This is a genomic window from Kribbella albertanoniae, assembly GCF_004348455.1.
Taxonomy (GTDB): Bacteria; Actinomycetota; Actinomycetes; order Propionibacteriales; family Kribbellaceae; genus Kribbella; species Kribbella albertanoniae.
On record NZ_SMKA01000531.1, the window covers coordinates 1 to 1,282 of the forward strand.

Consider the following 1,282-nt stretch of genomic DNA (forward strand, 5'->3'; position numbering starts at 1 on the left):
CGCTGGGGCGGGTGGCGACGGCGGGTGAGGTTGCTGAGGTCATCTACTTCCTGACGACGCCGGCGGCTGGCTTTGTGACCGGGGCTGATGTGAAGGTCGACGGCGGACTGACTGCGCAGCTGGCTGTGGTGCTGTGAAGATCGTCGACATCCGGGCGACCACGGTGACGGTGCCGCTCGAGGCGCCGCTTCGGCACAGTAACGGCGCGCACTGGGGACGGTTCGTACGGACTGTGGTCGAGGTCGAGGCTGACAACGGTCTGATCGGGCTGGGCGAACTAGGTGGTGGCGGACAGAGCGCAGAGGACGCCATCACTGGGCTGAAGCCGTATCTGGTCGGCCATGACCCCGCACGGACCGAGGCGCTGCGCTGGATGATCGCCAACCCGACTGCGAGCCTCTACAACAACCGCACGCAACTGCTGGCGGCTATTGAGTTCGCCTGCCTCGACCTGCAGGGCCGGGCGCTCGGCGTACCGGTGCACGAGCTCCTGGGCGGCAAGGTGCGTGACCGCGTGCCGTTCGCGAGCTATCTGTTCTTCCGGCACCCGAACGAGGACGGTGCCGGCGAGATCCGGACTGCTGAGCAGTTGGTGGCGCATGCGCGTGAGCTGGTCGATCAGCACGGTTTCAGCGTGCACAAGCTCAAAGGCGGCGTCTTTCCGCCGGACTACGAGCGGGACTGCTTCCGGGCGCTGGCTGAGGAGTTCCCCGGCCACCGGGTGCGTTTCGACCCGAACGGCGCGTACGGCGTCGAGGAGGCGATCCGCTTCGCCCGGGGGATCGAGGACCTCGACAACGACTATCTCGAGGACCCCACCTGGGGTCTGAACGGGATGCGCCGCGTCCGCGCCAACACCCGGATCCCGCTCGCCACCAACACCGTCGTGGTGAACTTCGAGCAGTTGGCGGCCAACGTCCTCAACCCGGCGGTCGACGTGATCCTGCTGGACACCACGTTCTGGGGCGGCATCCGCGCGTGTGTGAAGGCAGCCGGGGTCTGCGAGACCTTCCAGCTCGGCGTCGCCGTCCACTCTTCCGGCGAACTCGGCATCCAGCTGGCGACGATGTTGCAGCTGGGCGCCGTCGTACCGAACCTGTCGTTCGCAGCGGACGCGCACTACCACCACTTGCGCGACGACATCATTGCCGGCGGCAAGCTTCCGTACGCCGACGGCGCGATCGCCGTCCCGGACGGGCCAGGGCTCGGGGTCGAGCTCGACCGCGACAAACTCGCCGAGTACGCCGCCCTGTACGGCGAACTCGGCAACTACCCCTACGAC

General features: G+C 67.6%; 2 protein-coding genes. Both read left to right on the forward strand.

Annotation, left to right across the window (positions count from 1 at the left end; genetic code table 11):
- Positions 1–11 precede the first annotated feature (11 nt).
- A complete protein-coding gene (locus E1261_RS44815) occupies positions 12–137 on the forward strand; it encodes an SDR family oxidoreductase (protein WP_238176865.1) in 126 nt (41 codons plus the stop codon).
- A partial coding sequence (locus E1261_RS44820) for an enolase C-terminal domain-like protein (RefSeq protein ID WP_132416474.1) occupies positions 134–1,282 on the forward strand: 1,149 nt, incomplete at its 3' end. The genes E1261_RS44815 and E1261_RS44820, both read left to right, overlap by 4 nt.